The sequence below is a fragment of the Chryseobacterium oryzae genome (genome assembly GCF_022811665.1).
Taxonomy (GTDB): Bacteria; Bacteroidota; Bacteroidia; order Flavobacteriales; family Weeksellaceae; genus Chryseobacterium; species Chryseobacterium oryzae.
In genome coordinates this window covers 437,619-463,881 of the sequence record NZ_CP094529.1, presented here as the reverse complement: position 1 = coordinate 463,881, position 26,263 = coordinate 437,619, and the positions used below count along the sequence as shown (strand labels likewise).

Annotated in this window: 23 protein-coding genes; 7 read left to right on the top strand and 16 right to left on the bottom strand. The window is 33.0% G+C overall.

Translation table 11 applies throughout. The features are described from left to right. Positions 1 to 9: 9 nt before the first annotated feature. The 7 genes from MTP08_RS02180 to MTP08_RS02150 all read right to left on the bottom strand — a co-directional run bounded on the left by MTP08_RS02180 (position 10) and on the right by MTP08_RS02150 (position 6,370). Positions 10 to 456: a hypothetical protein gene (locus MTP08_RS02180; protein WP_243576867.1), complete on the bottom strand. Its 447-nt coding sequence runs from the start codon at positions 454 to 456 to the stop codon at positions 10 to 12. Beyond that, a complete protein-coding gene (locus tag MTP08_RS02175) occupies positions 453 to 1,064 on the bottom strand; it encodes a DUF4254 domain-containing protein (protein ID WP_243576866.1) in 612 nt (203 codons plus the stop codon). Before MTP08_RS02175 ends, MTP08_RS02180 begins: the two co-directional genes overlap by 4 nt. Before the next feature lie 15 nt (positions 1,065 to 1,079). Next, a complete protein-coding gene (locus MTP08_RS02170) occupies positions 1,080 to 1,292 on the bottom strand; it encodes a twin-arginine translocase TatA/TatE family subunit (protein WP_243576865.1) in 213 nt (70 codons plus the stop codon). Between the two features lie 32 nt (positions 1,293 to 1,324). Beyond that, positions 1,325 to 2,848: a murein hydrolase activator EnvC family protein gene (locus tag MTP08_RS02165; RefSeq protein WP_243576864.1), complete on the bottom strand. Its 1,524-nt coding sequence runs from the start codon at positions 2,846 to 2,848 to the stop codon at positions 1,325 to 1,327. Next, complete coding sequence (locus MTP08_RS02160; protein WP_209390306.1) at positions 2,845 to 3,690, bottom strand: DUF4292 domain-containing protein; 846 nt, start codon at positions 3,688 to 3,690, stop codon at positions 2,845 to 2,847. Before MTP08_RS02160 ends, MTP08_RS02165 begins: the two co-directional genes overlap by 4 nt. Before the next feature lie 134 nt (positions 3,691 to 3,824). After that, the gene (locus MTP08_RS02155) at positions 3,825 to 4,841 is read right to left on the bottom strand and encodes a sugar phosphate nucleotidyltransferase (RefSeq protein ID WP_209390305.1); all 1,017 of its coding nucleotides are present in this window, start codon (positions 4,839 to 4,841) and stop codon (positions 3,825 to 3,827) included. 110 nt (positions 4,842 to 4,951) lie between these two features. Then, positions 4,952 to 6,370, bottom strand: coding sequence for a lipopolysaccharide biosynthesis protein (locus MTP08_RS02150; RefSeq protein ID WP_243576863.1), 1,419 nt, complete (start codon positions 6,368 to 6,370; stop codon positions 4,952 to 4,954). 141 nt (positions 6,371 to 6,511) lie between these two features. Here MTP08_RS02150 and MTP08_RS02145 point away from each other — a divergent pair, with 141 nt between their 5' ends. Beyond that, positions 6,512 to 7,849, top strand: a complete 1,338-nt coding sequence (locus MTP08_RS02145) for a dihydroorotase (RefSeq protein WP_243576862.1) — start codon at positions 6,512 to 6,514, stop codon at positions 7,847 to 7,849. A gap of 76 nt (positions 7,850 to 7,925) precedes the next feature. On the opposite strand, the gene MTP08_RS02140 is transcribed toward MTP08_RS02145, so the two are convergent. Both MTP08_RS02140 and MTP08_RS02135 read right to left on the bottom strand, forming a co-directional pair. Next, positions 7,926 to 8,621: a response regulator transcription factor gene (locus tag MTP08_RS02140; RefSeq protein WP_243576861.1), complete on the bottom strand. Its 696-nt coding sequence runs from the start codon at positions 8,619 to 8,621 to the stop codon at positions 7,926 to 7,928. A gap of 3 nt (positions 8,622 to 8,624) precedes the next feature. Next, on the bottom strand, positions 8,625 to 9,878 hold the full coding sequence (locus MTP08_RS02135) for a sensor histidine kinase (protein ID WP_243576860.1): 1,254 nt from the start codon (positions 9,876 to 9,878) through the stop codon (positions 8,625 to 8,627). Positions 9,879 to 10,041: 163 nt separating this feature from the next. Between MTP08_RS02135 and MTP08_RS02130 the strand changes: the two genes are divergently transcribed. Together MTP08_RS02130 and MTP08_RS02125 are read left to right on the top strand one after the other, a co-directional pair. Further along, positions 10,042 to 10,455 carry a DUF1573 domain-containing protein gene (locus MTP08_RS02130; RefSeq protein ID WP_209390301.1) on the top strand — a complete coding sequence of 138 codons (414 nt, stop codon included), beginning with the start codon at positions 10,042 to 10,044 and terminating at the stop codon, positions 10,453 to 10,455. 166 nt (positions 10,456 to 10,621) lie between these two features. Then, positions 10,622 to 11,503 (top strand): SDR family oxidoreductase, encoded by an 882-nt coding sequence (locus MTP08_RS02125; RefSeq protein ID WP_209390300.1) that lies wholly within the window; start codon positions 10,622 to 10,624, stop codon positions 11,501 to 11,503. 51 nt (positions 11,504 to 11,554) lie between these two features. Here MTP08_RS02125 and MTP08_RS02120 read toward each other — a convergent pair whose 3' ends face one another. Both MTP08_RS02120 and MTP08_RS02115 read right to left on the bottom strand, forming a co-directional pair. Beyond that, a complete protein-coding gene (locus MTP08_RS02120) occupies positions 11,555 to 12,241 on the bottom strand; it encodes a response regulator transcription factor (RefSeq protein WP_243576859.1) in 687 nt (228 codons plus the stop codon). Next, positions 12,231 to 13,550: a sensor histidine kinase gene (locus MTP08_RS02115; RefSeq protein ID WP_243576858.1), complete on the bottom strand. Its 1,320-nt coding sequence runs from the start codon at positions 13,548 to 13,550 to the stop codon at positions 12,231 to 12,233. Before MTP08_RS02115 ends, MTP08_RS02120 begins: the two co-directional genes overlap by 11 nt. A gap of 126 nt (positions 13,551 to 13,676) precedes the next feature. Here MTP08_RS02115 and MTP08_RS02110 point away from each other — a divergent pair, with 126 nt between their 5' ends. Further along, a complete protein-coding gene (locus tag MTP08_RS02110; protein WP_243576857.1) occupies positions 13,677 to 16,049 on the top strand; it encodes an outer membrane beta-barrel family protein in 2,373 nt (790 codons plus the stop codon). Positions 16,050 to 16,197: 148 nt separating this feature from the next. On the opposite strand, the gene clpB is transcribed toward MTP08_RS02110, so the two are convergent. Then, positions 16,198 to 18,792 carry an ATP-dependent chaperone ClpB gene (gene clpB / locus MTP08_RS02105; RefSeq protein ID WP_243576856.1) on the bottom strand — a complete coding sequence of 865 codons (2,595 nt, stop codon included), beginning with the start codon at positions 18,790 to 18,792 and terminating at the stop codon, positions 16,198 to 16,200. A gap of 380 nt (positions 18,793 to 19,172) precedes the next feature. On the opposite strand from clpB, the gene MTP08_RS02100 reads away from it, so the two are divergent. After that, entirely contained in the window at positions 19,173 to 19,748 is a 576-nt protein-coding gene (locus MTP08_RS02100) for a TetR/AcrR family transcriptional regulator (protein WP_243576855.1), read from the top strand. Positions 19,749 to 19,846: 98 nt separating this feature from the next. Further along, positions 19,847 to 20,866 carry an LLM class flavin-dependent oxidoreductase gene (locus MTP08_RS02095; protein WP_243576854.1) on the top strand — a complete coding sequence of 340 codons (1,020 nt, stop codon included), beginning with the start codon at positions 19,847 to 19,849 and terminating at the stop codon, positions 20,864 to 20,866. A 40-nt stretch (positions 20,867 to 20,906) separates the two neighbouring features. Here MTP08_RS02095 and MTP08_RS02090 read toward each other — a convergent pair whose 3' ends face one another. From MTP08_RS02090 to MTP08_RS02075, 4 genes are read right to left on the bottom strand one after another with little or no spacing between them, the layout of a single operon-like run. Continuing rightward, positions 20,907 to 21,356, bottom strand: coding sequence for an STM3941 family protein (locus MTP08_RS02090; protein ID WP_243576853.1), 450 nt, complete (start codon positions 21,354 to 21,356; stop codon positions 20,907 to 20,909). Positions 21,357 to 21,398: 42 nt separating this feature from the next. Beyond that, positions 21,399 to 24,437, bottom strand: coding sequence for an AAA family ATPase (locus MTP08_RS02085; RefSeq protein WP_243576852.1), 3,039 nt, complete (start codon positions 24,435 to 24,437; stop codon positions 21,399 to 21,401). A gap of 3 nt (positions 24,438 to 24,440) precedes the next feature. Then, positions 24,441 to 25,646 (bottom strand): metallophosphoesterase family protein, encoded by a 1,206-nt coding sequence (locus MTP08_RS02080; protein WP_243576851.1) that lies wholly within the window; start codon positions 25,644 to 25,646, stop codon positions 24,441 to 24,443. After that, on the bottom strand, positions 25,643 to 25,795 hold the full coding sequence (locus MTP08_RS02075) for a hypothetical protein (protein ID WP_243576850.1): 153 nt from the start codon (positions 25,793 to 25,795) through the stop codon (positions 25,643 to 25,645). Before MTP08_RS02075 ends, MTP08_RS02080 begins: the two co-directional genes overlap by 4 nt. A 186-nt stretch (positions 25,796 to 25,981) precedes the next feature. On the opposite strand from MTP08_RS02075, the gene MTP08_RS02070 reads away from it, so the two are divergent. Further along, on the top strand, positions 25,982 to 26,239 hold the full coding sequence (locus MTP08_RS02070) for a VF530 family protein (protein ID WP_243577711.1): 258 nt from the start codon (positions 25,982 to 25,984) through the stop codon (positions 26,237 to 26,239). Positions 26,240 to 26,263 lie beyond the last annotated feature (24 nt).

The following is a 26,263-nucleotide window of genomic DNA, read 5'->3' as shown; positions in this document are numbered from 1 at the left end:
ATAATTTGTTTATTTTTTGGTATTTACAGCATTTTCTATGACAGAAATATTGGTTTTTATTCTTACCAAATATCTGTTAAGAACTTCATCGTCATCCTTCTTAAGGTACTTGCGAAGCTTTTGCATGTTTTTGTAAGATTTCTCCATGCTCTTTAAGGTTTTGCTTTTTCCGCTGATGTTTCCAGCTTCAATTGCATAAAGATAATTCTGAAGAGTATACTTTAAACTTACAATTTCATCGTTTAAAGCTGAATTGGAAAACTTCGGAAATGAAGAAATAAGTTTGGTAATTTCGGAAGCATTTATATTTTCGGAAATATTAATCGTGATTCCCTTGCTTGTGTCCGAATCTCCACCAGATGATACATTACTGGAAATTGGGGAAAGATTCAGCTTTTCTGTAGCACAGGAAGTCATAAAAATATATACTATTCCGAGAATACAAAGTCTTTTCATTTTTTCTCCTTTTGGTAAAGGATTGGGTTAAGACTTTCATCATTATACATCTTCATCTGTTTGTATACTTTCATCTTAACATCACCGTTTTCTATATCTTTCAATAACTGATCAATCGAAGTAGATAAATCGCTCTTTTGAGAAAGAAGAACATCTAATTTCGCCTGACATGCAATTCTATGTTGCTCTGTTGCAGATTCTCTATTCGCTTCTAAATCCATATGAAAAATTTTCAAAGCTAAAATAGACAGTCTGTCTACTGCCCACGCAGGAGTTTCAGTATTAATTTTCGCTTCCGCTTTAGGATCTATATTTTTATATTGATCTAAAAACCAACCATCTATAAATTCTACGAGATCTGTTCTTTTTTGGTTGGATGCATCTATTGCTCTTTTAAGTTGCAAAGCTTCCAACGGATTAATATTCTCATCTCTGATAATATCTTCTAAATGCCATTGCACGGTGTCAATCCAGTTCTTAGCATACAAAATACGTTCCAAACTTCCTTCAGAAAATGGGTTTGATGGTATTGTTTCTACGTTATCTAATACATGATAGTCTTCAATAGATTGATTGAAGACTTTCCAGGCAGTTTCCGAAAAATTCATGAAAACAAAGAGTTTTTAGTTGCTGTTCGTTGTATTGTTAGAAGATGTGTTTTCCGTTTTCGATTCTGGTTTATCTTCTCTAGCAGCATCTTTAAATTCTTTAATTCCAGATCCTAGACCTTTCATTAATTCAGGGATTTTTTTTCCACCGAAAAGCAATAAGATTACAAGTATTACCAAAATCCAATGCCACGGTGCAAATGGTGTTAATATCGTTAAAAAATTCATTTTTTTTATTTTTGCAAAGTTAATTTAAATTTTTAATATGCAACCCAATTTAATGGATCGACTGCATTATTCCCATTCCATATCTGGAAATCTAAGGTATATGTTCCATCAAAATCTTCTGCAACAGTTCCTACAACAGTTCCCGCTGAAACCTGCTGGTTTTTAGAAACTGTATTATTGCTAAGATTAGAATAGATGGTGAAATAATCACCATGCTTTATCATTACGGTTTTTGTACCATCTGCCGAAGGAATTACCTGAGAAACTGTTCCCGGAAAAACCGCTCTTGCAGAAGTTCCTTTAGATACAGCTATTTTAATACCATTATTCTCTTCCCAAATAGATTTGAATACAGGGTGTTGCTGTCTTCCGAATCTGTGAGTAATGGTTCCTGACGCAGGCATCGAAATTCTCCCTTTACTCGCAGCAAAGTTGCTTCCTGCGGAAGATGAAACCCCAAAATTGGTCATTGCTTTTGTTTCTGCAGCTTTTTTCTCAGCATCCTTTTTCTTTTCCAAATCCGATTCTGCGGCTTTGGCAGCAATAAGTTTATCGTTGGCTTCTTTGGCACGCAATGCAGCTTCATCAGACGCTTTTTTAGCGGCTAACTTTCTTGCTTCATCTTTTGCGGCAGCTTCGCTTTCTGCTCTTTTAGCAACCAAATCTGCGGCTTTTTTAGCTTCAGCTTCGGCTAATTTTCTTTGTTTTTCTAAAGCTTCAGCTCTTGCTTTATTTTCTGCATCTATTCTTGCCTTTTCTCTTTCTGCAGCAAGTTTTGCCAAACGAATTTTTTCAGCTTCAGCTTTTTTTCTGCTTTCTTCTTCAGCTTTGGCAATTCTTATTTCCTCTGCAATAATAGATCTTATTTTTCCTTCAAGAGCTTTAGACTGAGCCTGTTTTTGTCTGAGTTCTGCCGTAAGTTTGGTTTCGTTCTTCTTAAAATCGTTTACTAATTGTTCTTTCTGCTGTCTTTCAACATTAATAGTTGTTAAATCTTTTTGCTGATTCACCAATAATGTTTCCTTTTCTGTAGCAGATTTTTTCTTCAGTTCGACAGATTTTTTCAAATCTTGGGCAGCAGTAGTAATTTCTGCAGCTTTTTTATCTTGATAATCTGAATATTTTTTTAAGTAGCGAACCCTTCTTAGAGCTTCGCCCAAACTTTTGGATGACAAAATAAAAGTAACTTTATTCTGAACTCCTTTGCTTTTATAGGCATTTACCAAAACCTGCGCATAGTTTTTTCTTAAAACGGCAAGTTCTCTATTTTGTCTGTTTATTTCTAACTGGCGAAGATAAATTTCGTCTTCAATGAATCTTTTTTCTTTCTGAGTATTGTTATAAACCTTTTCTCTAAGTGCTAATTTTTGGTTAACATTATTAAGATAAGATAAAGATAATTTAGATTCATTTCTGGTTTTTGCCAGATCTGAATTTATTTGAGCTATTTGTTTTTTAAGATCTGCATTCTGTTTTTGCAACTGTTCCTTATTTTGTTGACCAAACTGCAATCCGAACGTCAAAAAGCCTATTAAAATGCTAATTTTTTTAATCATTTAATATCAATTTTCTTGTAGCTGCCCGGAACGGAATAAGGTGTTTCCATCCTGGAAAAGTCAAATTTCGTATTTTCAATTAAAATTTGGCTCGATTTTGACCCTTTTATAATTATTTTAACATTTTTTGGAAGCTTTACTTCGTTGGGAAATGTTTCCCAATTTTCGTAAATTATTTCTATAGCGTCATTGGATTTTACATCTTGTAATTTAACCCAATTCAGATTGAAATCGTTGGTATACTGCATTTCTAATTTGTATTCTCTCACATTGTCTTCTGTTACAATTTTCTGGTTCGCAATAGAAGTTAGCTGATAACCCATAGAATTTTTTACAATATTAGAATTACTGTTCGTAATTTTCATAAAGGTGCGCCCCATCAGTATTTTTTCCAACGTTTTATAGTCGATAAAATTAACATTTAGAAGGTTGTTAAGATATTCAAAATCAGAATCGATATAATTTTTATTGTATCTGTCGATAGCTTTAATTCCCTCTGGGGTAATGAGTGCTCTTGCTGCCGGAATTATTAAAAATGAGATATTTGCCCATATTTTTTTATCGTTTTCAATGTATATTGTTGCGTCTAAAGGGCTTACTCTGAGCTGGTCGGCTGTAATTTTACTGCTGATTTTTACTGCATCGAATTTTGGGTGAAGAAGAATGTTTTCATAGAAAGTTAAACGGTCCTGTATATTTTTTGCATCTTTCGGAACCATTATACTGTCCGATTTTTTCACCTGAGTGCTGTCGTATTCGGATGAATTCTGAGCCAAAGCTTTTTTAGACCTACAAGAAACCACCAATAATATTAATAACAGTAAAAAGCCCCAGTTTTTCATAAAATATCTTTAAAATTTACTTTGAAGTGGTCATAAACCTTATCAAGTTAAAACCATATTCATTTTTTTTGCAATATTAACGCCAAACCACACAAAATAGTATTGTGTGGTTTTAGTATGATGTATTTTAAATATTATTTAGACAGGAAATCGAGTACGGAAAAATCTCCTAAGGAAATCTCTCTGGCTACTCCAAAATATTGTGCAGAACTTCCAATCATAGAATTGGAAAGGTTTCCGTGATCGATAACAGTTTTTTCCTGTATTAAGGAATTATCTATATTCGAATTAATCACCTTAGTTCCTTTCCCTAATGAAACGTAAGGGCCGATTTTAGAATTTGAAATTTCTACTCCTTCACCAATATAACAAGGCTGTATAATTAATGAATTCTGAATATTTGCAGACTCCGGATACTCTGTAAAAAGATGTTTTTCGTACTCTAAAATTTTTCCATTGGTTTCTACCGTTGCATTTTTGTTACCACAATCCATCCAGTCATCAACCTTTCCTAAAGAAAATTTAGCATCTTTTTTACGAAGATTTTCTAATGCTGTTGTTAGTTGGTATTCTCCACTCACTTTAATATCATTTTCCATGATATAATTAATTTCAGCCATTAGTTTTTCAGCAGAATTGAAATAATAAATTCCAATAATAGCAAGATCTGAAACAAAAGTCTGAGGTTTCTCTATAAAATCTGTGATGAAACCATAATCGTCTAATTTTACCACCCCAAAAGCAGAAGGATCATCTACTTTTTTCACCCAAATAACACCATCTGCATTGGTATCTAAAGTAAAATCTGCTTTAAATAGAGTATCTGCAAAAGCAATCACAACATTACCCTGCATCGACTGTTCTGCACATTTTATTGCATGAGCGGTTCCTAAAGCTTCATTTTGAACATAAATACTCGCTTTTGCACCAAGGCTTTCTGCAATTTTAATTAAAGATTGCTCTACTTCTGCACCGAAATCTCCAATAATAAATGCAATTTCTTCAATTTTTTCTCCAGCAACTTTTGCAATATCTTCTACCAATCTCTGTACAATTGGTTTGCCCGCGATAGGAATAAGAGGTTTAGGCACCGTTAAAGTATGTGGTCTTAATCGGGAACCTTTTCCCGCCATAGGGACGATAATTTTCATGTATTTTTTTATTTAAAACCTTGTAAATAGTGATAATACTAAAGGTTGATTTTGTTACTAAATGATTTTTTCTGCGTTTTACTAAAGCCGCAAATATAATAAATTTTATTTCACCTTTTAAGGATCGAAAGTAGTAGTTTTTTCTCACCGAAAGCAATGCTTCCAGCAAAAATTAACAATAATGTATTACCGATCCAAACATTAGAGTCGAAAACAGAGTATGAAAGATAACTGAAAACGATTAAAACAAAAATCACTACACCAATTTTCTTGGTTTTATAAGGAATCGGGTAATATTTTTGGCCTAAAATATAGGAGATAATCATCATAAAGCCGTATGCTGCAATTGTTGCCCAAGCGGAAACCATCAATCCATACTTTGGTAAAAGAAGCAGGTTTAAAGCAATCGTAATAATTGCTCCGCTCCAAGAAATATAAGTTCCAATTCGGGTTCTGTCGGTTACTTTATACCATGTAGAAAGGTTGTAGTAAATTCCAAAAAACAAATTCGCTATAACAATAATCGGAACAATATCAATCGCAACCCAAAACGCTTGATCGGGTACGAATAGAGTTTTCAACCAAGAAATATTTGCGATGATTCCTAAAGCGGTAATGGCAGCAAAAAGACTGAAAAATTCGGTGACTTCAGCATAGCTTTGTTTGGCATTCGCATCATGCATTTTTTTGAAAAAGAAAGGTTCTACACCCATTCTGTAAGCAGTAACGAAAAGCGTCATTAAAGCAGCAAGTTTGTAGCAACCGCCATAAGCACCTGCGTTACCTTCAGGGATGAGTCTGATTTGAACGAGTTTATCAAAGTTTTCATTCACCATAAATGCCAGACCAGCAAACATAATCGGATAGGAATATTTCAGCATTTTCTTAAATAAATCTCCTGAAAACTGAAATTTTACTTTCATAAAAATAGGAATCAGTAAGAGTACTCCCGTTAAACTTCCAATCAAATTACTTACAAAAGTGTAAGAAACTCCTGTTTCCATCCCTAAATTTTGTGAAGTTGATTTTGGGACAAATAAAAACAAAGAAAGAACCACTAAGGTCTGAACCAAGATTTGTGTGATTCTAATTGCGGTGTATTTTATCGGCATATTATTGAATCTTAACCACGCTAACGGAATCACAATAATCGCATCGAAAAAGGCAATCCAAGCGAACCATTTTACATATTCTGGATATGCACCGTAACCAATAGCTTCGGAAATGGGTTGCAGAAAAAGTAATACGGAAATTAAAAATACGCTCGCTGTTCCCAGTAAAAACCAAAATGAGGTGTAAAAAGCTTTTTCACGATTTTTTTCTTCTGCCGAAAATCGGAAAAATGAAGTTTCGAAGCCAAAAGACAAAACAATATTCACGAACGAAACCCAAGCATACAAATTGGTAAACTTGGCAAATTCTTCTTTATTAATAAAATAAATGAAAAACGGATTCAGGATGAACGTGATTACTCTTGGCAGAATAGATCCCATTCCGTAGATAATGGTTTCGTTGAGTAGTTTTTTCAAAGTAGAAAATTTTCCACAAAGGTAAAATTTTAAGAAATACAAACCTCATAGGTTTTTTACGTAGTTTTCTTGAGAGTTTCATATGCAATTTTCAAAAAGCAATTGCGTAACTTTACAGAGAAATAAAACTCAAAAATAAAAATGAAGATTCTCATCAAAAATGCCCAAATCGTTAATGAAGGAATAGTTTCTGAAAATGATGTCCTTATTGAAAATGATATTATTTCTAAAATTGCCAAAAATATTTCTGAAGAAGCAGACCAAATTATCGATGCTTCCGGAAAATATCTTTTACCAGGCGTGATTGACGACCAGGTGCATTTCCGAGAGCCGGGCTTAACCTGGAAAGGTGATATTGAATCTGAATCTAGAGCTGCAATCACTGGTGGAACTACAAGCTTTATTGAGCAACCGAACACCGTTCCGAATGCCGTAACTCAGGAATTATTGGCTGATAAATACGAGATTGCTTCAAAGAAATCATTTGCGAATTATGGTTTTATGATGGGCGGAACGAATGATAATCTTGAAGAAGTTCTGAAAACCAATCCAAGAAATGTTCCCGGAATTAAATTGTTTCTCGGTTCATCCACAGGAAATATGTTGGTTGATAACCCGGAAACTTTGGAAAATATTTTCAGCAATACCAAAATGCTGATTGCCGTTCACTGTGAAGATGAAGCTACAATTCGTGAAAACACTCAAAAATATCTGGATGAATATGGCGAGGATATTCCGGTAAAATTTCATCATTTAATTAGAAGTGAAGAGGCTTGCTACAAATCTTCTTCAAAAGCCATTGAAATGGCAAAAAAGACGGGAGCAAGATTGCACGTTTTCCATTTGTCAACAGCGAAAGAAACAGACCTTTTCAGAAATGATATTCCTCTAAAAGATAAAAAAATAACGGCTGAAGTTTGTGTTCACCATTTAACGTTCACCAACGAAGATTATGAAACAAAAGGCGGCTTAATAAAATGGAATCCCGCTGTAAAAACGCAAAAAGATAAAGACGGACTTTGGGAAGCGTTGCTGGATGACAGAATTGATGTGATTGCGACCGACCACGCACCCCACACTTGGGAAGAAAAACAAAATGTTTACACCAAATGTCCTTCCGGAGCACCTTTAGTACAACATTCTTTAACGGTGATGCTGGAAAACTTCCAACAAGGAAAAATTTCTTTAGAAAGAATTGTTGAAAAAATGGCTCATAACCCAGCAATTTTATTCAGAATTGAGAAAAGAGGTTTTATCAGAGAAGGCTACAAGGCAGATTTGGTTTTGGTGGATTTGAATAAAAACTGGACGGTTGAGAAAGAAAATATCCTTTACAAATGCGGTTGGAGCCCGTTGGAAGGAATGAATTTCAGTACCAAAGTTACCCATACGTTTGTGAACGGAAATTTGGTGTACGATAACGGAAAAATAAATGAAGAAAAATTCGGAGAGCGACTGCTTTTTGAAGTGGAAAATTAAATTTTATATATCGTAAAAGAAACAAGGATAGATTTAGATTTTAAAATTTACAGTTATTCTTGTTTCTTTTCTTTTATCATTTTTTATCTGTTTTTTCGGCAAAACGAAATCCAACTCCGTGAATATTTTCTATAGCAATACTTTCCTCTTCAGAAAATATTTTTCTTAGTCTCGATATAAAAACATCCAGACTTCGTCCCATAAAATAATCATCATCTCCCCAGATTGCATTCAGAATTTCCTGTCTTTTAAGAACAGAATTTTTGTTCTTGATGAATAGTAACAACAAATCTGATTCTCTTTGCGTAAGCGAAACCTCTTTACCGTTTTTATCTTGCAGAATATAATTTTTTGGATCGAAGGAGAAACTTCCCACTGCATAATTGGAGGATTGAACATCTGTTTTTCGGGATCTTTTCAGAAAAATTTCAATTTTTAAAATTAATTCTTCAATGCTGAAAGGCTTTACCAAATAATCGTCTGCCCCAATTTTCAGTCCTTTAATACGATCTTCTTTTAAAGATTTTGCAGAAATAAAAATAATAGGAATATCCGAATTTTTGTTTCTGATGTATTGTGCGAGTTCAAAACCATCCATTTTAGGCATCATAATATCGAGAAGGCAAATATCAAAATCGTTATTATTAAATGCTTCCATTGCAGATTTTCCGTCTGAACAGTAATGGATATCATAATGATTTTCTAAACTGTCCTGAATTAGAAAAGCAATTGTTTGATCGTCTTCGGCATATAAAATCTTAGATTTACTCATCTTTTAATTTTGATAGGGTATAAAAATCGACAATGTAATGCCTTTATCTGTATTGTTTTGCAAAGAAATCTTCCAGTGGTGTAGCTGAACCATCTTTTTTACATAAAATAAACCAAGACCAAAACCGCTTACCTCATCCGATTTCTGAGTATTAATTCTATAAAACTGAGTAAAGACAGAATTGATATTATGGTTTGAAATCCCAATCCCATTATCTTTAAATTTCAAATATAATCCTTTTGCATCTTTGGTTTCAAAAATTTGAATATGAGGATTTTCTTCACAATATTTTATGGAATTGTCTATAATATTATGCACCATATTGCTGAAATGAAATTCGTCTGCAACAATATGAGTGGAGTTTTCAACCTGAATGTCGATTTTTACATTTTCATTTTTTTGTTCTATCTGATTTTTAATATCATTCAAAAATAAAGAAAGATTCAGTTTTTGGAGATTCAGTTTTACTCCGGAAGCATCGTTTTTAGCAATATTAAGAATCTTTTCTATGTGAAGATTGAGCTTATTGCCCTGATTGGCGATGATGGAAGCATAAGTTTTCAGTTTTTTGCTGTTTTGAACCTCTTCTTGCTGATGTAATGCTTCTGCCGCCAAAAGTATGGATGATAAAGGAGTTTTGAACTCATGCGTCATATTATTAATGAAATCTCTCTGAAGTTCTGAGAACTTTTTCTGCTGAATAATGGTATAAATAGAGTAAACATATACAAAAAGTATAATAATTAAAGCTATCGTAAGTAAATACCAAAATTTAAGAGAACTTACAAGATAAGCCGTTTTGTCCGGAAAACGAATCGAAAAATAATATACCAGATTTTTGTGCTTCGGGAAGGTAATTACTTTATCCTGAATGTCTTCTTCATGGGTAGAAACATATCTTCCGTAAACCATTCGGTCGCTGTGGCAGTTATAAACAGCATACACATAATCTGTATTGATCTGAAATCTCGTGAATTCAGTTTTTAAATAATGTTCTAAAATACCGGGATCAAATTCGTTGTTAATGTTAACTACATAATAATCGTTTGCCACATTCTGAACCGGATTTTCTGTAAAAGTCACTTTAGAACCATACAGCTTTTTAACCACTTCTAGTAAAGCCAAATTAACTTTCTGATTGAATTTTTTGTCTTCGAGATGATAAGCCTGCCTTGTCCAGAGAAGCTGAGCAACTAAAATCCCAATAATTGCCACAAAACCTAAGCTGATGATGATGTTTAGTCTTTTAATCTCCATATTTCCAAGCAATATTATTTAAAAAAAAGATAATTTTAATACTGTTAACAACTCATTAACAAACATTAGATACCAATTAACAATTTTTTTCGGAGTTGGGTTTTACATTTGTTATATCAAATAAACGTTAGAATAATTATTAATTTTTAAAATCAAAAAACCTATGAAAAAATTTACAATTTCTGCACTTTTAGCAGCTTTGGCATTTTCACCTTTTTATGCAAATGTTTTACCTGTTGAAAACCTTTCTGTAATTAAAGTTTTAGCAGACATCAAATGGAAATCTGAAACTATTGATGTAGGAAACATTCCGCAAGGAAAACCAAAATTAATCAGATTTGAGTTTACCAATACAACAGGAAAACCAATTATGATAGAAAATGTAGCTCCGTCTTGCGGATGCACAACAGCCAATTATACAAAAGGTGAGATTAAGCCAGGAGCAAAAGGTTTTGTAGAAGCAAGTTATAATGCTGCAAGTGCAGGAGCATTTACTAAAACAGTAACTGTTACAACCAGCGATACGAAAACTCCTAAAACCCTTTCTTTTAAAGGAAATGTAATAGCTAATAAATAACCAGTTAGTTTAATTTAATAATTGTAGCACGAGGCTGTCTCTAATGGGATAGCCTCTTTTTTTATTGTTCCTGAAACTTAATATCTCATGCATAGCTTTAAAAAACAATTAAAAGAAATTTTACAGTAAATTTACAAAGCTTACATTATTAAAAATATTATTTAATATGAACTTATATACCCAACCCATGCTTCGTGAAGGAGCATTAAAAGACAAAGTTGCTATCGTAACAGGCGGCGGAAGCGGTCTCGGAAAAGCAATGACAAAATATTTTCTGGAACTCGGCGCAAAAGTTGTCATCACATCCAGAAATTTAGAAAAATTGCAGTTAACCGCTAAAGAACTGGAAGAACAGACTGGCGGAAAAGTACTTTCTGTAGCTTGTGATGTTAGAAACTGGGACGAAGTGGAAGCAATGAAAGAAGCTGCAATAAAAGAGTTTGGAAGAATTGATATTCTCCTCAACAATGCAGCCGGAAACTTCATTTCGCCAACCGAAAGATTAACGCATTCTGCTTTTGATTCTATTTTGGATATCGTATTGAAAGGAACTAAAAACTGCACACTTTCAATCGGGAAATACTGGATCGATAATAAAATCCCGGGAACAGTTCTAAATATTGTAACCACATATTCCTGGACGGGTTCTGCGTATGTAGTTCCTTCTGCATGTGCAAAAGCCGGCGTTTTGGCAATGACGAGAAGTCTTGCCGTAGAATGGGCAAAGTATGGAATCCGTTTTAATGCGATTGCACCGGGACCTTTCCCTACAAAAGGTGCATGGGACAGGTTGCTTCCGGGAGATTTGCAGGAAAAATTTGATATGAGAAAAAAAGTTCCGCTCAGAAGAGTTGGAGAACATCAGGAATTGGCAAATCTTGCCGCATATTTGGTTTCAGATTATTCTGCTTACATGAATGGCGAGGTTGTAACGATAGACGGTGGCGAATGGCTTCAGGGTGCAGGTGAATTTAATATGCTGGAAGACATTCCCCAAGAAATGTGGGATGCTTTAGAAGCAATGATTAAAGCTAAAAAATCAAATTGATTATAATATTTGCTTAAATTTTCTTCTGTACAATTATAATTTAGACGGAAATCAGTTTTCAGGAAAATTTATTTCAAATCCAATTCCTCTGAGGGATTGGATTTTTATTTCGTAATCATGCTGAAAATATTTTCTCAGCCTACTGATAAAAACATCGAGACTTCTTCCTGTAAAATAATCGTTGGTTTCCCACAGATTATTAAGAATATCATCTCTTTTTATGGTTTTATGATTGAATTTAAGAAGATAAAGCAACAACTCATTTTCTCGAATCGTTAATCTTATCTTTTCATTTGGATGTATGAGAAGAAGTTTTTCCGTATCTAAAATGTAAGTCCCTATTTTATATTGAGTAATCGATTCTGAAATTACAGATCTTTTCAGAATATTTTTAATTCTCAAAGTAAGTTCTTCGGGATCGCATGGTTTAGAAATATAATCATCGGCACCAATTTTCAACCCTGTTAAACGATCTATTTTCTGGTTTTTGGCAGTTAAAAATAAAATAGGAAAGTCTGGTTTTTCCTTCAAAATTATTTTCGCCAAAGAAAAACCATCAATATTGGGCATCATAATATCTAAAATCCCAATATTAAAATTAAAATCCGACTTTAAAGCACAAACAATATCTTCCGGATTCTGAAACCAAAAAATTTCGAAGCCTTCCAACTCCAGATACTGTTTCAAAATCATTCCGAAGTCTGAATCGTCTTCTGCCAAAAGAATTTTAATATTCATAAGGAATAAAAATTTTAAATATTGTTCCTTCGTTCACCACGCTAGAAACTTCTATTTTACCGTTATAATTTTCGATGATTTTCTTTACAAAAAACAAACCTAAGCCTAATCCTTTACTGTTGTGGATGTTATTAGACTGTATTCTGTAGAATTTTTCAAAAATACTATTCAGTTCTTTTTTTTCCATTCCGATTCCGTTATCAGAAATGGTAATTTCCAGTTTATTTTGAATGGTTTTTAATTCCATGAAAATTTTAGAAGCACCATATTTAACGCTGTTTTCACAGAGATTTTTAATTACCGTCTCCATTAACTTTTTATCGAAGGGAAGCACTTCCGGACTAAAATTGTTCAGTTTGAACACTGTATCTGGATAGGTAAAAGCTAAATCATTAACAAAAAAATCCCAGTCTTCCCCATATATTTTTGAATTTCCCTCAATAGTTTCTTCGGCGTGAAGTTGCAGCATGAGATCTTCTAATCTGGAGATTTGTCGGTCTATTAAAGGAAAAATTTCTGGATTGTACTCTTTTTTTAATGTTTTAGATGCAATTTTCAGAGTGGCAATTGGGGTTTTAAATTCATGAGAAATATTATCTACCACGGTATGGAGAACTTCCACCTGTTTTTGCTGTTTAATGAGATTATTAACCGTAAAAATATATAAAAGTAAAACACTGAGAAGTATGGCGATACAACATAAAATAAGCAAAGTGAGTTCCTTAAAAACGATTATGTTAATATTTAAAATTTCAAAATCGGTTTTACTTCGTATAAGAAAAGAATCTGTTTTCTTAAAAGTATCATTTTTTCCGGAGGTAGAAGTAGATTTTGTTTCCCATTTTCCGGTTTGGGATACACCGGGTTGCCCTACCTTATTATTTGTTTCATAAAAAATGATAGGATTCTTAATTAGCTTTGTACTGTCTGGAATTGAAATAATGGATAAATAAACAATTCTTGCAGCAACATTATATCCTTCTTTTTTAAATTGACTGTCAATGTAATAGCTGAGTTTATTTCTGGTTTTATTTCTGTTTTCTGTAAAATAATTAAGAAATTCTTTTTTACTGATTTCTTTATGAGCGTATTTTGTAAGAATATTTTTTGAACTTTTCTTATCCTGTTCATCCAGCTCGCCCAAATCTTCCAAATCATCAATATGTTTAGTGATTTTAGAAAGAACCGAAGTATAGATTTCTCGTTTCTTCACCTGATAGGTCTTATACATAAAGTAAACCTGTATTCCTAACAAAAGCAGGAACAGACCAGCAAAAAGCCAAACCAGATATTTACTTCTAGAAATCATCTTGGCAAATATATACAATTAGAAAACTTAGTTTTTTGTATTAACCTCTCATTAACCTTCCATTAACCCAAATATTCATTTTCAATAAAGAATTTTGTCGTGTTCAATCAATCAAAAACAATTGTCATGTATAAATATCTTTTACTTCTGGTATTTCCTGTTTTCATTTTTTCACAATCAAAAAAAATATCGGGAAGTATATCGAATACCGAAAAACAACCGCTCGATTCTATTAGAATTGATTTATTTTCTGCTGATAATATTTTATTTAAAAGTTTACTCACGAATCAGGAAGGAGAATTTTCATTTGAAAATATTCCGAATCAGTCTTTTAAAATTAAAATTCAGGACGAAAATTATCTGTCCTACGAAAAGATCATCAATACTGAAAACACCAATAAAAAAATAGAAATTATTCTGAAAAACAATCAGAAAGAAATTGAAGGAGTATCTCTCACCAAAAAAAAACCTTTAGTGAAAAGAAAAGTAGACAGGCTTGAATTTAATGTAGAAAATTCTAATATATCTTCTCTCAATGCATGGGAAATTCTAAAAAAAACACCTCAGGTAACTGTTAACAATGACCTTTTGGCAGTAAAGGGCGGAACGTCTGTTCTGATAACCATCAACGATAAAAAAGTGATGATGAGTGGCGAAGAACTCAAAAATTTTCTCGAAAACACTCAAGGTGATGATGTAAAATCTGTGGAAGTCATTACCAATCCACCGGCAAAATATGAAGCTGAAGGTTCTGCAGTTTTAAATATTGTAATGAAGAAGAACAAAATTGAAGGATATCGCGGAATTATTTCTTCCAAATACGTTCAGACTCAATATGCAAAAGGTGTTTCGGGTATTTCTCAATATTATAAAAAAGACAAAATTTCTGTGATGGCAAGTTATTTTAGAGGAACAGGCACTTATTACAGGGAAGAAACAGGATATGTAAATTACCCTGAAGATGGTACCACATGGATAAGCACAATGAACCGAAAAGATCAGGCAAAAAGCCAAAATACCTTAAATTTTAATATTGAATATGAAATCGATACTCTCACCACAGCAAGTTTGAATTATTCGGGTTACTTCAATCCAAAATCTTTTGGTACATACCATGTTCCTACCATTATTTACAATTCGCAGAACATTGCTCAATCTAACTATACTACTATTAATGATCATTACTCGAGGACTATTAATAATTCTTTAAGCTTTCAGTTAGACAGAAAACTGAATAACAAAAGCAGTATTTCATGGATTAATTATTTCACAGGAAATAACGCCACGAAATATCAAGATGTACTTACATTTCTGAATTTCGCCAATCAAAATCCTAAAGAGAATAACTTCATCACAGATCATAAAAATAACGTCCAGCTTTATTCCACACAGCTAGATTACCAATGGAAAGGCAATCGGCTAGAATTAGAATCGGGTACTAAATATAGTTTTGTAAAAACAGACAGCAAACTCAGCTTTTCTGATAACGAAAATGGTTCATTCGAATACAAACCTTTAAAAAGCAGTAATTTTGATTATAAAGAACACAATTTTGCTCTTTATGCATCTTTGGCCTATAATGTCGGAAAATGGAATTTTAAAGGTGGACTCCGTACTGAAATGACAAATCTTGAAGGCATCGTTTCGGAACCTTATGAAGTGAATAAAAATAATTACTGGAGCTTATTTCCAACATTTTATGCTCAATATACTACAGATAAAAAGCACGAATTTGGATTCTCCTACGGAAAAAGAATCAGCAGACCATTTTATTCTTGGCTTAATCCTGCGAAATCTTACTACAATCTGTTTTCCTATTATCAGGGAGATCCCAAACTCAAAGCAACCATTACTCATAATCTTAATTTAACTTACTCTTTTAAAAACTGGAATATTGATTTTTACTACCGTAAAGAGCTTTTCCCTTCCATGGAAATTTCTTTTCAAGAACACGAAAATAATAATTTGATCTATTATTATACTAATATTGAAAAAGGAGAAGCTTTCGGAATAAGTCTTTATAAAAATTTTGAAATAAAACCATGGTGGAGTTTAGTGGTTTCTGAAAATCTTGAGCACAATGAAAATTACTTCAAGGGAATTGATGGAGTCTTAAATAAAAATAAAGTTTGGAACTGGGTGTCTAATATTTCAACAAGTTTTACTTTGGATAAAAATTCTGACTGGAAAATGGAAATCGGACAAAATTATTATTCACCGGCAATTCAGGGGACTTTCAGAATATCCAGTTCATGGTCTGCATACTTTGTAATGAACAGAAAGTTTTTCAATAAAAAATTAGAAACTGCTCTTATTTTTAATGATATTTTTAAATCAACAAAACAAAAAGTAAGTACAAAATATGGCAATCAGGATAATTATTTTTTAGATTATCAGGATACACAAGGTTTTACTATTTCTCTAAAGTATAATTTTGGAAATCAATCTGTAAAAAATACCAAAACCATTAAAAAATCCGATGAACAGGAAAGATTGTAATAGATGAATTACACTATTAAAACTGAAAATTTCATTATAAATTTCTAAACTTTACCAAAACTTAATTTCATTCACATTTCAAAAAAATAAGTGCTGTAGACAGAAATCTACAGCACTTATTACAAAAATAATATATGAAAAAAACTACTTACATATTAGTAGGACGGAAAACCAAACCAGATTCATCAAAATAATCTAAAGTGATTCTGTCTCCATCGTTTACATTTCCGGCAAGAATTTCTTTTGACAATCTGTTAAGAACTTCCTGTTGAATTACTCTTTTTAATGGTCTTGCACCAAAAGCAGGATCATATCCTTTGTTCATCAAATAATCTACCGCATCTTGAGTGGCTGTCATAATAATATTTCGTTTTGCCAACATATCGTTGAAACCTCTCAACTGATACTGAACAATCTTTCCGATTTCTTTTTTGGATAAAGGCTGAAATAATACTACCTCATCAATTCTGTTTAAAAATTCCGGGCGAAGACTTTGCTTCAACAAATCAAAAACTTCTGTTTTGGTTTTTTGTACCACTTCATCCACATTCTCTTCAGTCAGATTTTCGAAGTTCTCCTGAATAAGATGCGAACCTAAATTCGAAGTCATAATGATAATTGAATTTTTAAAATTCACTACTCTACCCTTATTATCCGTTAGTCGACCATCGTCTAAGACTTGCAAGAGAGTATTAAATACATCCGGATGCGCTTTCTCGATTTCATCTAAAAGCACTACAGAATAAGGTCTTCTTCTTACCGCTTCGGTTAACTGTCCGCCTTCATCATACCCAACATATCCCGGAGGCGCACCAACAAGTCTAGACACGCTGTGTCTTTCCTGATATTCGCTCATATCAATTCTTGTCATATTGTTTTCATCATCAAATAAAAACTCCGCCAATGCTTTTGCCAACTCGGTTTTCCCGACACCGGTAGTTCCTAAAAACAAGAACGAACCGATTGGTTTTTTATCATCACTTAATCCTGCACGATTTCTACGTATAGCATCTGCAACTGCCTGAATAGCTTCTTCCTGCCCTACAACACGATGATGCAGCTCAGATTCGAGATTAAGAAGTTTTTCTCTTTCAGATTGAATGAGTTTGGTTACGGGTATACCGGTCCATTTTGCAATGACTTCAGAAATGTTTTCCGAAGTTACTTCTTCCTTAATTAATTCATTTTGATGATTTTGCATTTCTATTTCTAATTTAGAAAGCTCATCTTCTTTTTCCCGAAGTTTTCCGTACTGAATTTCGGCTACTTTAGCATAATCTCCTAATCTTGATGCTCTTTCTGCTTCCAGTTTTAGAGATTCTATTTCTTTTTTAATGTTGGTAAGGTCTTCAGATTTCTGTTTCTCTTTCAACCATTTTGCATTAATTTCATTTCGTTGTTCAGATATTTTTGCAATATCTTCTTTAACATGGTCTATTTTGGTTTGGTTGCCTTCTCTCGAAATAGCCGCTAATTCAATTTCCAGCTGCATCAGTTTTCTGTCTAAAACATCCAACTCTTCGGGTTTAGAATTGATTTCCATTCTTAATTTTGCAGAAGCTTCATCAATTAAATCAATTGCTTTGTCTGGTAAAAATCGGTCAGAAATATAACGCTGAGACATTTCTACTGCTGCAATAATAGCCTCATCTTTAATTCTCACTTTGTGGTGTGCTTCATATTTATCTTTAATCCCACGAAGGATAGAAATTGCAGACTCAGTATCCGGTTCTTCCACCATTACTTTTTGGAAACGTCTTTCTAGAGCTTTATCTTTTTCGAAATATTTTTGATATTCGTTTAAAGTTGTTGCACCAATAGCTCTTAATTCTCCTCTAGCCAAGGCAGGTTTCAGAATATTGGCAGCATCCATTGCACCTTCTCCACCGCCTGCACCTACCAACGTGTGGATTTCATCGATGAAAAGAATAATCTGCCCATCTGATTTGATGACTTCATTTACAACAGATTTCAAACGTTCTTCAAACTCTCCTTTATATTTTGCACCGGCAATTAAAGCTCCCATATCTAAAGAATATAAGGTTTTGTCTTGTAAATTTTCCGGAACGTCGCCATTAATAATTCTGTGGGCGATACCTTCTGCGATTGCAGTTTTACCAACACCCGGCTCACCAATTAGGATTGGATTGTTTTTGGTTCTTCTGGAAAGAATCTGTAAAACTCTTCTTATTTCTTCATCTCTACCAATTACAGGATCTAATTTCCCTTCTGCAGCGAGTTCGTTAAAGTTTTTGGCGTATTTATTTAAACTTTGGTAGGTTTCTTCCGAACTTGCCGATGTTGCTTTGCTGCCTTTTCTCAATTCTTTAATTGCTCCTTCCAAAAGATTTTTGGTAACTCCCATATCTTTCAGCATCTTAGAAACTTCAGAATTGGTTTCTAAAAGCGAAAGCCACAAATGTTCTATGGTTACATATTCGTCACCCATTTTTTTAGCAATATTGGGTGCATCCAGCAAAACCTTATTAGCCGACTGAGAAAGGTAAATATTTCCTCCTTCCACTTTGGGCAAACGTTCAAGATTTTCTCTGTTTCGTTCTCTTACCAAAGTTGCATCAGCTTCAGATTTTTTAAGTAAAAAAGGCGAAATATTTTCATCTACCTGGAAGATACCTTCCAAAATATGTTGTGGTTCTATTTGTTGATTGCCAAATTCCATTGCCACTTGTTGTGCAGCTTGAATGGCTTCTTGTGATTTTACAGTATATTGATTTAAATTCATATCTAAGTTTTTGTTTTTTTGTTGGATTTAAGACATCAGATTTCAGACCAAATAAGCACAATAAATATTAAATTTTCATTGTATTTTTCTAATATCTGATATCCCAAACCGTTTTAATCATTTAATTCGAAAGGTTTATTTCAAAAACCATTCAATTATTGAATTTACACAAAAACAAGACAAAATTTCCGAAAAACACAATTTGATAGAATTTTTTGTAAGTCAAAATTTCCGATTTTGATGATTTTTTAGACAAGCTCATAGAAATACATGCTTTTCAATTTAAAATGACGTTTAAAAAGTTTATCTAGATTAATTTAAACCACGAAATCTATATAATTTGTTGCATTAAATAGATTATAACTACTTTTGCAACATCAATGGAGCTAAAAGAAAAACAAATTAAGATATTGGATGTTGCAGTAGAACTTTTTAAAGAAAAGGGCTACATGGGCAGTTCCGTTCGCGATTTGGCTACAAAACTAAATATTAAAGCGGCATCTCTGTATGCACACATCCGTTCTAAAGAAGAAATCTTAGAATGGATTTGCTTTGCCGTTGCTGAAGATTTTTTCAAAGCATTGAAGGAAGTCAAAAACACCAATCTTGCACCATACGATAAGCTGAGTTTCTTTATAGATAAGCATTTGTCGGTAGTTTTAAAAAACCGAGATGTTACCCATATTTATTCTAACGAATGGAAGCATCTTGAGGAAAGATTACCAGAATTTGTTCTTCTTAGAAAAAAATATCAGCAAGATGTGGAAGAACTTCTTTGTGAAATTTATCTAGCACAAAACTGGGAACTGAAATCTCCTGTATTTACCACAAGATTCATTCTTCACACTCTAAACAATTCTTATTTTTGGTTTAAAAGAAATTCTGAATCTGCCACAGATATCACCTCAGAAATTAGAGACAAAATCCTTTTCGGACTTCTTGGAAATCAGAAATAATAATTCCTTTTTAAAGAATTTCGCATTTTCGGTTCTTATCATTCATCAATGTTTTTAATTTTGTTTTGGGCTAATTTTGTTTTATAAAATTTAAGCAAATGGAATTAGGAATAGGAATGTTTGGCGATTTAGCAATCGACCAGCAAACAGGAAAATATAAAGATGCGGGTATTAAAATCCGTGAAATTATCGATCAGGTAAAACTGATGGATGAAGTGGGAATTGATGTTTTTGCAATGGGAGAACATCACCGTCCGGATTATGCAGTTTCTTCGCCCGAGATTGTATTAGCAGCTGCGGCGAGTGTTACCAAAAATATTAAATTAGCGAGCGGTGTAACGGTTTTAAGTTCTTCTGAACCCGTAAAAGTGTATGAAGATTTTTCGACAATAGATTTAATTTCGGATGGCAGAGCAGAAATTTTCGTAGGACGTGGAAGTTTTATTGAATCTTTTCCTCTCTACGGATATTCGTTGAACGATTACGAAGAGCTTTTTGATGAAAAACTTGAATTATTGCTGAAAATAAATTCAGAAGAAAATGTTTCCTGGAGCGGAAAACTGCGTCCTTCAATGCAAAATCAGACCGTATATCCAAGAGCAAAAAATAATGGTAAAATTCCTATTTGGAGAGCTGTTGGCGGAACTCCACAATCGGTTTTAAGTGCAGCACAATTGGGAATGCCGCTTATTGTTGCCATTATTGGCGGAATGCCGGTTCAGTTTAAAAATTTAATTGAATTTTACAAACAGGAATATCTAAAAGTAGGATTTCCAGAATCTGAAATGCAGATTGCGATTCATTCTCACACTTTTGTAAGTGATGATAAAAATGTTGTGGAAGGTTATTTTGAAAACTACAAATCTCAAATGGACAGAATAGGAAAATCCAGAGGATGGGCTCCTTATACAAAAATGCAGTACGATGGCGGAAGAGCAAAAGAAGGCGCACTGTTCATTGGAAACAGCAATGAAGTTGCCGATAAAATTGCTTATATGAAAGAAATTTTCGGAATTACAAGATTTATTGGTCACATGGATGTAGGTGCTCCCGAAGACAGTATCATGAGAAAATCTATTGAACTGTTTGGTGAAAAAGTCGCTCCTCAGGTTAGATAAAACAACAACCTCCTTTGAAGTTTTTCAAAGGAGGTTTTTTCTATAAAAAAGATTCCGATTTTGCTTTATACTCGTTGAGTAATTCGGCAAGTCTTTTTGCAGACATCCCGTAAGTATCGGGAAATGCACCCGTTTTACCCTTCAGTTTTGAGTTTTCCAGCAACTTGGGATCAATATCAAAAACAACCATTTTGTTCACAAAAATATATTTCGTTCTAAAACCACTTACAGCCTGCCACGGGATAAAAGTCGTTTTAAAAAGATTTTTCATTTCAATTCCTACAACATCAATTTTTAAATAAGAAGAATTTGGGATTAAATTGATGACGAAAACAATAAGGCAAAGACCAAAAAAGACCATATTCAAAACAGCAATCATCATATTTTTATCTAACAGAAAAATTCCCATTACAATAAACAAAATACTGATGATGATAAGTACAACACTTTTTACTTTAGATGGCTTTAAAATGATGGGTAAATTTTGCATAATGGTTTTAATGTTTCAAAAATAACGATTATAAAACAGTTTCTAAACAATTTGTATTAAACTTCCTTTTTCTTCATCTTTTACAATGGTAAGTGAGACCGGAATTTTTTCTTTCAGCTCTTCTACGTGCGAAATAATTCCCACAATACGGTTTTCTTTCTGAAGATTCATCAGTGTTTCAAATACCACATTTACAGATTCTGAATCTTGCGTCCCAAAACCTTCATCGATGAAAAAGAAGTTTCTTTCTGCTTTTGCGTTGGTCTGAACACTTTCTGCCAAAGCCAAAGCCAAACTTAAAGAAACCTGAAAAGCCTGTCCGCCAGAAAGCGTTTTTACACTTCGGCTTCTCCCTTCATTCAGATAATCTATAATTTCAAAATCATTACTTTCATTCAGTTGAAGACTGAGCTGGTTTCGCGTCATTCTGTGAAATCTTACGTTTGCATGATCGCACAACTGTCTGAGATAAATGGAAGAAACATACTCTACAAAACCCGCTCTGTTAAAAAGATTTTTCATTATTTTCAAATTTTCATCGCGTTTTTGGAGTTTTACCAAATCTTTCAAAAGATTTTCTTTCTTTTTAAATTCATTTTGCAAACGTTCTATTTCCGAACTGATTTTTACCACAGAATTATTGGCTATTTTCTGTTCGTTTTCCAAATTTTTGAACTGATTTTCAATGGCTGAAAACTCTTCTTCATCGAAAGAAAAATCGTTCAGTTTATGTCGCAGTTCAAAAATGCTGTTTTTCAGCGTTTCAAACTGAATCTTAAAATTTTGAATTTTAGTTCTTACATTCTCTACATCAATATCCTGCAAAATAATTTCCTGAATTTCTTCTAAACTTCCAAATTGATGCTCAGAAAGAGTTTTATTGATAGAATTTTTATTTTCTAAAGCTTCATTTTCTAAATCTTGAATTCTATTAATCAACTGATCAACAATTGTTTTACGTTCTGCCAATTGAGGAACGATAATTCCATTTTCTTTGCTGAGTTGCAGATAATTCTGTTCTGTTTCAAGGTTAGATTGAGAGAGATTTTGGTAAGCTTCATCAATTTCAGTAATCTTTCTTTCTTTATATTCTGTCCATTTTAAGGTTTTTAGATTGGCTTCATTTGCTTTTATTTGTTCTTCTTTTTTCGCCTCATCTAACCTAAATTTTTCTAACGCTTTATTGTCTTGATTAAGATTATCTCTTAGGGTTGTCATATTTTTTTGCTCGGAAGAAATCTTGGTATTCAGTTCTTCAATCTGTTTCTCAATTTCAAAAGACTGATTTCTTTTTTCTTGAAATTCTTTTTCATTTTCAGCATGGAAATTGTTCCAATGGAAATTTTGATGATGTTCTTCAATATTTTTATTAATCTCTTGCACAATAATCTCTTCCGATTTCAACTGTTCCTGGAAAATCTTTTTTCTGTCGAGAATTTTTTCAATTTCCAAAAACTGTTTTTGAAGTTTTTCTTTTTGAATGTCGGTTTCTTTAGTTTGCCTAAGAATTTCGTTTAACTCGAAATTTACATCTTCAAATTTTACAATTTCCGGATGCTCCAAAGATCCACAAAGCGGACAAGTTTCGCCATCGTGCAAATCATTGGCAAAATGAGCAAGTTTCTGCTGAACCTCGAAATGACTACGTTTTTCGGACAATTTTTTACTGAGATTCTCTAATTCTTCAATTTGTGTTTGGAATTGATTTTTGTAAGTTTCTTCGTTAATTTCTAATGCTTTCAGTTCATTAGAAATTGCGTTGATTTCAGTTTTTTTAGCCTCAATTTTAGTAGTCTGATTCAGGAGTATTTCTTCCAACTTTTTCTTATCAGAAAACCAGTTTCCAACGTGTAAAAGCAAACTAGAATCTAATTTTTGGGACTTCAAATTTTCTGCTTTTTCCGATAAAGCATTAATGGTTTCCTGAACTGAATTTTGATGCTCTTCAACCTCTTTTACTTTGCTGCTGCCATTTTCAGTTCTTTTTCTCAATTCTACAATTTCCTCCGAAAACTTAAGCATCTGAAGAATTAACGCCAAATCATTTTCCTGATTTTTAGTCTGATTCAAAGCTTCATATTTTGGCTGAACCACCGAAAGCTTATTTTTAATATTCTCTGACTGAATCTCGGTTTCCTTTAAAATTTTAAGATGACGCTCTTTACTTTTCAACTGTTCAGCAATTTCTTTTTCCAGCTTATTTTTCTCCGAAATTAGGGGAGTGAAAGCTCTGAAAAGCTTATCAAAAACATCTGTTTTAATTTCTAATTCGTCAATTTCTTTTTTTTGAGCACTAAGTTTTTCAAAATCGGATTCTTTTTGCTTAAGTAATTCAAAATCGGTTTTTAAATTTTTTAACTGTTGGTATTTATTTTCAGTATTTTTAAACTGAATTTTTACTTCATCAAACTTTTGCTGTGCTTCTTTCAGAATATCGTTCTGCTCAGAAATTTGTTCTTCATTTACTTCCTCAAAACCCTTCAGTTGACCTTCCAGCTGATCGAGTTCAGATTTATTTTTATTGTGTAAAAGGGAAGCATTATTCTGCAAATCGAACCTTTGGAGACCGAAAATATCTTTCATCATATTGGTACGGTCTGTTGCACCCAGTTCCAAAAATTCTTTAAACTGCCCTTGAGGAATGATGATGGTTCTTTTGAAATTCGCATAACTCAAACCAATAATTTTTTCGGCATTTGTATGGTCTAAAGGAACCCAATTTTCATTTACAGATTCATAAAAAGTTACGGTAGGTGTTTTTACATCGGTGAAATTCTTAGAATTGCGTTTAAATTCTCTCTTTGCACGAAATTTTTTATTTTCATAATTCAAAAAATCAAACTCTATAAAAGATTTGTTCGATTTTAAATTCATCATGTTATACGCACGTTTATCCTGTTTATTCAGACGTTCCGTTTCTCCGTACAGTGCAAAAGAAATAGCTTCCAAAATAGAAGACTTTCCCGAACCGACAGAACCGAAAATCCCAAAAAGACCAGCTTCTGTTAAATTCTCAAAGTCAATTTTTTGGCGTTCCTGATAAGAATATAAACCTTCTAAGGTTAACTGAATAGGAATCATACGTTAATAATTTTCAATTTCTTTAAATAGATTTATTAGATCTTCGTTCGGTGCTTGTCCGTTGTTTTTAGATTTAAAATAGTCGATAAATAACGGCAGAGGATCCTGACTTAAATTGATTTCCTTCACTTCATCATCTATAAAATCCTGATTTTTCAGTTTCGGAATCAAATGCACAATTCCGGTGTGTGACTGATAAATAAGTTTTCTTTCTTCAGCTTTTAAAAAAGTATCGCTTTCTAAGGTGAGTTCAATCAGGCAATTTGGATTTTCGATGAGCCATTCCACCGAATTTTCTACAGAATTAAATGTTTTCCGGATAAGCTTTTTTCCATTCTTTAATGCAATTTTCTCATAAGAAACCTCTTTATTGGGCTCAGCTTCAATAATGGTGACATATTTTGTCTGTCCGGCCTCAGAAAAACTGTAACAAAGTGGAGAAGAAGAATAAATCACCGGTTTTTCTGCAGTTCCTATGTTTTGGAATCCATGAAGATGCCCTAAAGCCGTATATTGTATTTGAAACGGAATAATTTCTGACCAGATTAAATCTGCATTCCCAATTTTTATAGGCTTCTCTCCTTCTGGTTCCTCCAAAATTGCAGCTCCTCTCTTATTCATGTACAAATGAGCTATCAAAAGATTAACGCCTTTATCATCACAAAATTCATCGGCTGTTTTTTTCCAGCTATCGTCTAAAATCTGATTCAATTCGGCTTCTTTATTTTCACCAAAATATTCTTTAAGGCGAATTTCGTTGGCATAAGGTGTATGAATAATTCTTACCGGATCGTCCTGATTTTTCAGTTTGAGTTCTATAAAACCTTCTGCCGATTGGGAAACTTCAAAAAAATCCAGTTTAAAAGGCTGAATAACCGCTTTAGGATGTCCTATTAAAATAATTCCGCATTCCCGAGCCAAAGGATCCGGAGCATCAATAAAATTAGGAGAATCATGATTTCCCGAAATGGCAATAACAGGACGTTTTCCATTTAAAGATAAACGTTTTAATGTTTTATAAAAAAGTTCAACAGCTTCTACACCAGGGTTAAAATTATCAAACAAATCTCCTGCAATTAAAACCAAATCAATCTTTTGTTCATCAGCAATCTGAACAATTTCGTCCATTACCAAAATCTGCTCTTCCAGTCTGGAAAAACGGTCGAGACGTTTTCCTAAATGCCAATCGGCGGTATGAAGAATTTTCATAAAATATCCCCTTTTTCTTTTGCTTTAAAATCTTCCCGAATTTGCTTTAGGCGCGCTTTTCTTTCTGCTTCGGCGTTTTGTGTTTTACGCTTTTTCTGGTCGATTTTCTTTTTATGTAATTTTCTGTTGGCATCGGTATTCCTGCTCATCATCAATTATATTTAAAATAATTTTTATCTTTTCTCTGCTGTTCACCAATATAGCCTTATTTCTTTAAAAAAAATTACAAGACTATAATTATAGCAGAAATATCATCTTTCAAATTTACGGAATATGGCATCAATCTGGTTTGAAAATTTATTGGTTTAAAAATGAATTTTTACCTTTACACCATTATGGAAAATCAATCTAAAGATCCTCTTCACGGAAAAAGACTAGATACCATTCTTGAAGAATTGGTAGAATATTACAATGGTTTCGGAGAATTGGGAAAACAGATTAATATAAGATGTTTTAACGAGAATCCCAGCATTAATTCTTCTTTGAAATTTCTAAGGAAAACACCTTGGGCAAGAGACAAAGTAGAAAGTCTGTATCTGTATGTACTAAGGCAAAAGAAAAAGCAGTCTAAAAATGAAGAAAAAAACGATTAAACCTCAACTATTTTTATATAATTT